This is a genomic window from Dialister sp. CAG:357, from assembly GCF_000435155.1.
In the GTDB taxonomy this organism is placed as follows: Bacteria; Bacillota; Negativicutes; order Veillonellales; family Dialisteraceae; genus Dialister; species Dialister hominis.
In genome coordinates, this window is record NZ_FR896485.1 from 18,083 (window position 1) to 25,488 (window position 7,406).

The window sequence follows — 7,406 nt, forward strand, 5'->3', positions numbered from 1 at the left end:
CCCGGATAGCGGACATATGCCCGCGTTCCTTCTGTCTTTCTTAGTTCTTTTTTGCCATATCGATTTTGTGATCATGCGGTGCCGGCTGGTTGTAGTCGTCAGCTGGTTCTCTGAAGTCCTGCATGGTCTGCGAAGGAGCTGCTGTGTATTCGGTGTATCCGGACTCGGCGGCTGCTTCGGCTGCCTGCTGGGCCTGCTGTGCCATATCAGGCATCAGCGTATTCAGAGCGAGGTTGATGCTTTCTGCTTCTTCGGCGGAAAGTGCTTCGCGGCACTGGCCGTTCGTGACTTTCTTAGCGTAGATACGGGATGCATCGTGGCCTGCCAGAGAGGAAAGGATGAAGCCGTTGTTCTTCCCGTCAAGGATTGTCAGTGAGAAGGAAAGCTTGTCTCCTGTGTCATCGAAAGCGTCGTAGCGCACAAGGCCTGTCTTCTGGAAAGACTGGAGCTGCATATTCGCAAGGAGTTCCTGCTGGTGCAGCATGTTCTCGGAGGACGCGATCATTTCACGAAGCTCTCTCACTTCTGTGGAAAGCTTCACTTCGATCGAGCCGCCTTCAGCGCTCTTCATGAAATACATGTACTTGCGGTACAGGCGGTTCAGCTTGTTCCTCAGAAGGAAGAACTCGAGGACGAGCACAATCAGGAGGACTGCCAGCACGCCGGTGACCACATACATTATTATTGTCTGGTTTATCATTTACTACTCTTCTCCACTCGTATTTTCGGATTTTTGTTTGAGAATATTCGTTATCATAGCGAATTCATCATCATTTTTGAAGGAAATCGTGATGGTTCCGCTGTGGGCTTTTCTGCCTTTCCCTGTCTTGATGGAAACATGCGTGCCCACAGAGAGCGTCAGCGATTCTTCGAGGCTCTTGAGGTAAGCAGAGACCTGCTCATCCTTCTTCGGCTTCACTTTTCCCGGTTTCGTTTCACTGGTGAGCTTTTCGACCTCGCGGGCGGACAGTCCGTCCTTCACGATGCGCCTTGCCAGGCTGATCTGCTCGGCAGGGGTTTTCAGCGAAAGGAGCGGCCTTGCCTGACCGGCTGTCAGTTTCCTTTCGGAAAGCATATCTTTCACTTCGTCTGGAAGGTCCATGAGACGCAGCGTATTGGCTACATGCGAACGGCTCTTGCCCACGCTTTCGGCGAGCTCTTCCTGCGTCAGCTCGTACGATTTCATGATTGTCTCATAGGCCGAGGCTTCTTCCACAGGATTCAGGTCCTCACGCTGGAGGTTTTCGATCAGTGCGGCTTCCGCCATCATCTTGTCGTCATACTGCGTAATGATTGCCGGGATGACAGAGAGCCCTGCCATCTTTGCCGCGCGGAAACGTCTTTCGCCGGCGACCAGCTCATACTCGAATTCGCCGTCCGTATCTTTGTAGCGGACCGTGACCGGCTGGATCAGACCCTTTTCCTTGATGGAATCAGCAAGACCCTTCAGAGCTTCATCGTCGAAATCACGGCGCGGCTGCCAGGGATTCGGATGGATTTTAGCAAGTTCGAGATCGATGACCTTGCCCTTCTCGTCCAGAGTTTCCCCCAGAAGAGAACCCAGTCCACGTCCCAGTTTCTGTCTCTTAGTCACGTCTTACTACCTCCCGGCTCAGTTTCTTATATGCCTCAGCCCCCTTGGACTTGGGCGCGTACGTCAGGATCGGTTCGCCGAAGCTCGGCGCCTCGGAAAGCTTTACGGTCCTCGGGATCACCGTCCTGAATACTTTGGATCCGAAATACTTCTTCACTTCCTCAGCCACCTGCAGCGACAGGTTCGTTCTTCCGTCGAACATCGTCAGAAGAATACCGAGGATATGAAGCGATGGATTCAGCTTCCTGGACACCACCTGCACCGTCTTTACCAGCTGGGAAAGACCTTCCAGCGCGTAGAACTCCGCCTGGATCGGGATGATGATGGAATCGGAAGCCACAAGGGCATTCAATGTCAGAAGACCCAGGGAAGGCGGGCAGTCGATCAGGATGTAATCGTAGGAATCCTTGATTGCGGCAAGCTTCTTTCTCAGAAGAAATTCCCTCTCAGGTAGCCCTGCGATCTCAATTTCCGCCCCGGCAAGATCGATAGAAGAAGGAAGCAGCCACAGCTTCTTCACCGCTGTCTTCACAGCGGCCTCCTTCGCATCCGCATCATCCAGCAGCACATCATAGAGATCCTTGCCGAACTTCACGTCCTTGCTGAGCCCGCTGGTGGAATTGCCCTGCGCGTCCTCGTCGATGAGAAGAGTCTTATGTCCTTTGTCGGCCAGTTCCGCCGCCAGATTCACAGCCGTCGTTGTTTTTCCGACCCCGCCCTTCTGGTTGATGATGCTGATGATCTTGCCCATATTTTCCTTCCTTTCACAGATAGTCGCTATTATTATACCATATTTCACTGTCAATATAAGAAATGTTTCACGTGAAACATTTTTGAAAAAATCCGTGAAACTTGCGATGGAATCACATCTTTCCCTATTTCCTGCAAAACATTCCAAAAAACTTTATCCGAATTTATACATAATTTTTGCTTTTCTAATGCATGTTAAATATTGACATTTTCATTCATCTTTGCTACGCTTTATAGAAATAATTCTATTCTTTAATTCATGGAGTCAAAATGGAACAAATTTATTTAGATACCGCAAGAATTCTGAAAGCTATTTCCGATCCGAAACGTCTCAAAATCGTAGACATGTTATCCTGCAAGGAACAGTGCGCCAACAAACTGCAGCAGGCATTCGCCATCACGCAGCCGACACTCTCCCACGATATGAAAGTCCTCGTCGAATCCGGACTCATCATCGACAGAAGAGACGGCAAGAACATTTTCTATTCCCTGAACCCCGCAGCCATGGAAGAACTCTGCGCCATCATGGGAGAAATCTGCCAGAAGAGAATGCACTGCATCTGTGAACACGGAAGACACGAAGAACAGGGCATGATGGAAAACCCGGAAGCAAAGAACGACGTGCGCGAAATCGCTGAATAAAACCACGGTATTCCGTAATAATTTTTTTATAATACGTATAAACGGATTATTTTAACTAGTAATCTTCTGATTATCCTTCAAAAGTGGTACTATATATAAGTAATGGCAAGCATTTTGCTGTATATTGGTCGTAGAGGTGATAAACATGGCAGAAGTAACTGAAAAAAGCATCATTGTAAATGGCGTAGACAAATGTCTCGTATCCGAACTGAAACGTGTATACGGTTCCGTTGAATACCAGGGCGCAGAATACGTATTCCTCCATTTCCCGATCGTAGGCGACACCGTAAGAGAATACCGCCCGGACAGCTACACCACCGCTGTAGAACTCGGCGATGAAATTTGCGAAGGACAGACCTTCCACTATCACGTTACACTGACGTACGATGGACACGTCAGAGAAGTCGCTTATCTCGGACTCGACGATTTCGGCAACCCCGACACCGTTGATATCGAATAATCCTCAACAAAAAGAAGGATGTGTGCGAAAGTGCACATCCTTTTTGCGTGGGATGAATGAATTCCAGGCTTATAGGACATTTCGTGTTGTTTTTATAGTCGATGAGCCCCGTGTTTATCGGGCTCCATCGGCATTTTAAGACTTTCAGTAATTCTTAAAGGGTGGAAAAGCGAGGTCGTATGGTTTTCCATAAGGCAAAGCCTTGGTTTAAGGGTGTTTGACCTTACCTCGTAGAGGAAGGTACGGCCGGAGGCCGGTAATGAAGTTAATTACCCACGGACGAAGTCCGGCTTTATGGTGTTTCTTCGAACGAAGTGAGGTTTAAGGGTGTTAACCTTGCTCCGAAAGGAGAAGGTGTCGCCGAAGGCGACGGATGAGATGTAGTTCCTCTCGCGCAGCGAGGTTTTACGGTTTTCCTCAAGGCCTCAGCCTTGGTTTAAGGGTGTCAGAGCTCGCCCCGTAGGGGGAGCTGGCGCGGATGCGCCTGAGGAGGTTCATTTCTGCGAGCGAAGCGAGGTTTTATGGTTTTCAGTTAATGCAAATATATAAACATGTTAGTTAATCCTCTAATCGAATACCCACGCAAAAAAGGCTGTGAAGAAATGATTGCACATTTCTTCACAGCCTTTTATTTATCATTTATTTTCTCAAACCATTTCTATTCCCCATCCACTCTCTTCAGCCTGAGTCCGGGAAGGATCAGGAGGACGCTCACGATGAGACCCGCGAAGAGGGAATCAATCGGAAGATGAAGAACGACGGCGAGGATGGCCGCCACAGTGCTCCCTGCCATGGAGAGCACCGCCCATCCCCTCTTCAAATGCCCAGGGAAGAAGACCGAAAGCGTCAGCGGAAGGAAAATGCCGCCGCCTCTAAGGCCCATGGAGAGGTAATTCCAGAAAAGGACCTGCGTTCCCCTGTTCATCGCCGCAATCACACAAGCCGCTGCCATGACAGAGAGGACAGAAATTTTTGTCAGACGGAGAAGCGCCTTGTCATCCTGGAGATGCAGGATCGGCATCAGGATATCCGTCACAAGCATCGTCCCGATTCCCAAAGACAGCCCTCCGATCGAGCTGATGAGAGACAGCACGATGCCGCCCATCGCAAGACCGCCGACCAAGAAGGACGCATGATTCGTAAAGTACGTAGGAAGCGTCAAAACAGGCACCACATTCGGATCAAAAGCGCTCATGTACATACCGACAGCCACAGACGGAAGCCCGACAGGAATGACAATCAGCGCCGCCGTGATGCAGCCGGCCGCGGCCGTAATCGGCGTATCTGCCGAGAAAATACACTGGATATACGTCTGCGTGCAAAGGACGCCGACAATCATCGAGAACAGATTCGACATCGACACCTCGAACCCGCGTCCGAAAAGATCCAGATGAGACGGAGGAATTGCCACGGACGAAGAAGCCAGCACCTCATATGCTTCGAAACCGCAGACGAAAAGGGAAAGCCAGATGACAGCCATCTTGAGGATGCCCCCGATGGCCGCACTCTTCATCCCGCCAAAAAACGTATACGCCGCGACAAGCGTCATCAGGATGATTGCCGCTGGAAGCTCGCCCACGCCGAAGATCGAGGAAATGATTTCCATCCCGGGCAGGCAGCTCGCCACCGCCGAAAGAAGAATCCCTATCGAAGAAATCACCGAAGACAGACGCTCCGCCCGCCTCCCGTAATGCATCCCCAGAAACTGCGGAATCGTAGAAAGCCCCGTCGAGCGCATTTTCTGTGCATAGAAAATCCCCATCAGGATGAAAGCAATCCCGCTTCCCAGAGTGAACCACCATGCCGAAAGCCCCACACTGTACGCCAGCTGCGCCGTACCCACCGTCGCACCGCCGCCGACCACCGTCCCGGCAATCCCGCCGGCCACCATGGGCACCCCGGCACTCCTTCCGCCGACACTGTATCCCTCAGCCGACCTGACCTTGCGCGACTGAAAAATTCCCACACCGATGACAAAAGCCACCGTCAAAAGCATCACGGCCATCAAAGGCCACGTCATATGCATGGTCATTCCCCCTTAAGAAAATAATTATTCCCATTATAGCAAAAAAAGAGACAGCATTTCTTGAGAAATCCGCAACGCCTAAGGAAAATGGAAATGAAGGAATGAGACAGGTATAATAAAACAAAAGAAAATGCAAAAAGAAAGGAACAACTATGATCAAAGCCGTCATTTTTGATATGGATGGAACCATCCTCGATACCATCACCGACATCACCACCGCCTCCAACAACGCCCTCGAAGCCATGGGCCTTCCCCACTACTTCACCAGAGACGAAGTCAAACTCTGCTTTGGAAGCGGCATCCACGACGACATCGCAAAAATCATCGCTCTTGCCAGAGGCTGCCAGGGTCAGGACCTCATCGACCTCTGCGAAACCATCCCCGCTTCCCGCTATGCCGTCACCGAAGAAGAAATCCAGAAATGCCGCGCCATCTTCTCCGACCTCTATCCAAGAAACCACAGAAAAACCAGCCCCTACGAAGGCATCCCCGAGCTCCTCAAAAAACTGAGAGAAAAAGGAATCAAAACAGCCGTAGCCTCCAACAAAGACGAAGCCCCTGTCAAAAAACTCACGGAAATGTACCTTAAAGGCCTTTTTGACGTCGTCAAAGGAAACAAACCGGATATCCACCGAAAACCCGCTCCAGACATGATCAATGCAATCCTGAGCGATCTTTCCCTCACACCCGAGGATGCCATCTACGTCGGAGACACAGAAGTGGACATAGAAACAGCCAGAAACTCCCACCTCCCCTGCCTCTCCGTCACCTGGGGCTTCCGCCCCGAAACCTTCCTCAGAGCCAGAGGAGGAAAAAACTTCGTGAACCATCCCTTGGAAATACTGGATTTCGTGGAAAAAGAATAAAAAAAGGAACCCCGCAGCATAAGCGATGCTGCGGGGTATTTTGATTTGGGAGGATTTGGGAAGAAGGGCCGTAGCCCGGTCTTAACCTTGCCCTGGAAGGGAAGGTGTCTCATATACCAGTTGTCGGTAATGGTAATGCTATAAATGGCGCATAAATTAGTGTATGAGACGGATGAGTTGCATTTCCACGGACGAAGTCCGGTTGTGCGGTTTTGTGAGTAACGCTCACAACGAAAAAAGGACTCTCGATGAGCCCTTTTTTCGTATCTTCGTATCTTTTCTCTTTTATCAATTTCCAAATCTTACTTATGTTCAAAGATATCGACTCTTCTGTCGCCTTCGTTCTTGCCTGTGGAGCCTTCGGAACCTTTGACCATTTCTACGAGCTTGGAAGCGTCAACGCCTTTGGAGACGGCATAGTCTCTGACAGCTTTGATGCGTCTGGATGCGAGGTTTTCGTTGTAGTCAGCGGAGCCTGTGGCATCGGTGCGGCCTACGAGTTTGAAGACGTGGCCTGTTTCCTTGGCTTCTTTGACGAATGCATCGAGGTTGATTTTCTGTGCCGGGATGATGTCGGAGGAGTCTTCGTTGAAGAGGACGCTATTGAAATAGTAGTCGTTTTCCGGTGCTGCGACTGGTGTATCAGCCGGGACCTGGACGGTCGTTTCTGCGCCGGCATTGTTTGTAGTGGTGACTACGGCTGCCGGGGTTTCGGATTTCTGGACAGTGGATACCGTGGATACTCTTTCTTCCTGGTTGGCTCTTGCATAAGCGGAGTCGTCGATCATGCCATTTGTTCCGGTGCCATATTCATTGGAGCCGCCGAAGCGGTAGGATACGCCTGCCATGAAGCCTTTATAGGAGACGTTGTTGTCGTCATTTCCTTTGGTATTCAGGTAATGGTAGCCTGCGTTCAGGTCAAGGTCTTCATCGATAGCGAGGTCGACGCCTGCTTCCCACATGGTGGTCTGCTCGGTGCCGAGGGCGCCTTTGGCATAGACGTCAAGGCCGTCGGTCAGCCGATGACGGGCAATGAGGCCTAACTGGGCTACGTTGTTTGTATGGTCG

8 protein-coding genes are annotated in these 7,406 nt (G+C 50.6%); 3 read left to right on the plus strand and 5 right to left on the minus strand.

Features of this window, described 5'->3' with window-relative positions; all coding sequences use genetic code 11:
• Positions 1 to 40: 40 nt before the first annotated feature.
• From M3200_RS09415 to M3200_RS09425, 3 genes are read right to left on the minus strand one after another with little or no spacing between them, the layout of a single operon-like run.
• The gene (locus M3200_RS09415) at positions 41 to 700 is read right to left on the minus strand and encodes a DUF4446 family protein (protein WP_022383272.1); all 660 of its coding nucleotides are present in this window, start codon (positions 698 to 700) and stop codon (positions 41 to 43) included.
• Positions 701 to 703: 3 nt separating this feature from the next.
• Positions 704 to 1,594, minus strand: a complete 891-nt coding sequence (locus tag M3200_RS09420; protein ID WP_022383273.1) for a ParB/RepB/Spo0J family partition protein — start codon at positions 1,592 to 1,594, stop codon at positions 704 to 706.
• On the minus strand, positions 1,587 to 2,345 hold the full coding sequence (locus M3200_RS09425; protein WP_022383274.1) for a ParA family protein: 759 nt from the start codon (positions 2,343 to 2,345) through the stop codon (positions 1,587 to 1,589). The genes M3200_RS09420 and M3200_RS09425 overlap by 8 nt, the downstream gene beginning before the upstream one ends.
• 269 nt (positions 2,346 to 2,614) lie before the next feature.
• Between M3200_RS09425 and M3200_RS09430 the strand changes: the two genes are divergently transcribed.
• A complete protein-coding gene (locus M3200_RS09430) occupies positions 2,615 to 2,986 on the plus strand; it encodes an ArsR/SmtB family transcription factor (RefSeq protein ID WP_022383275.1) in 372 nt (123 codons plus the stop codon).
• A 145-nt stretch (positions 2,987 to 3,131) separates the two neighbouring features.
• Entirely contained in the window at positions 3,132 to 3,446 is a 315-nt protein-coding gene (locus M3200_RS09435) for a hypothetical protein (protein WP_022383276.1), read from the plus strand.
• A gap of 658 nt (positions 3,447 to 4,104) precedes the next feature.
• Here M3200_RS09435 and M3200_RS09440 read toward each other — a convergent pair.
• The gene (locus tag M3200_RS09440) at positions 4,105 to 5,472 is read right to left on the minus strand and encodes a sodium:solute symporter family protein (protein ID WP_022383277.1); all 1,368 of its coding nucleotides are present in this window, start codon (positions 5,470 to 5,472) and stop codon (positions 4,105 to 4,107) included.
• A gap of 152 nt (positions 5,473 to 5,624) precedes the next feature.
• Here M3200_RS09440 and M3200_RS09445 point away from each other — a divergent pair, with 152 nt between their 5' ends.
• The gene (locus M3200_RS09445) at positions 5,625 to 6,338 is read left to right on the plus strand and encodes an HAD family hydrolase (RefSeq protein WP_022383278.1); all 714 of its coding nucleotides are present in this window, start codon (positions 5,625 to 5,627) and stop codon (positions 6,336 to 6,338) included.
• Positions 6,339 to 6,640: 302 nt separating this feature from the next.
• Here M3200_RS09445 and M3200_RS09450 read toward each other — a convergent pair.
• On the minus strand, positions 6,641 to 7,406 hold a 766-nt coding region (locus M3200_RS09450), incomplete at its 5' end, for an OmpA family protein (RefSeq protein WP_288178278.1).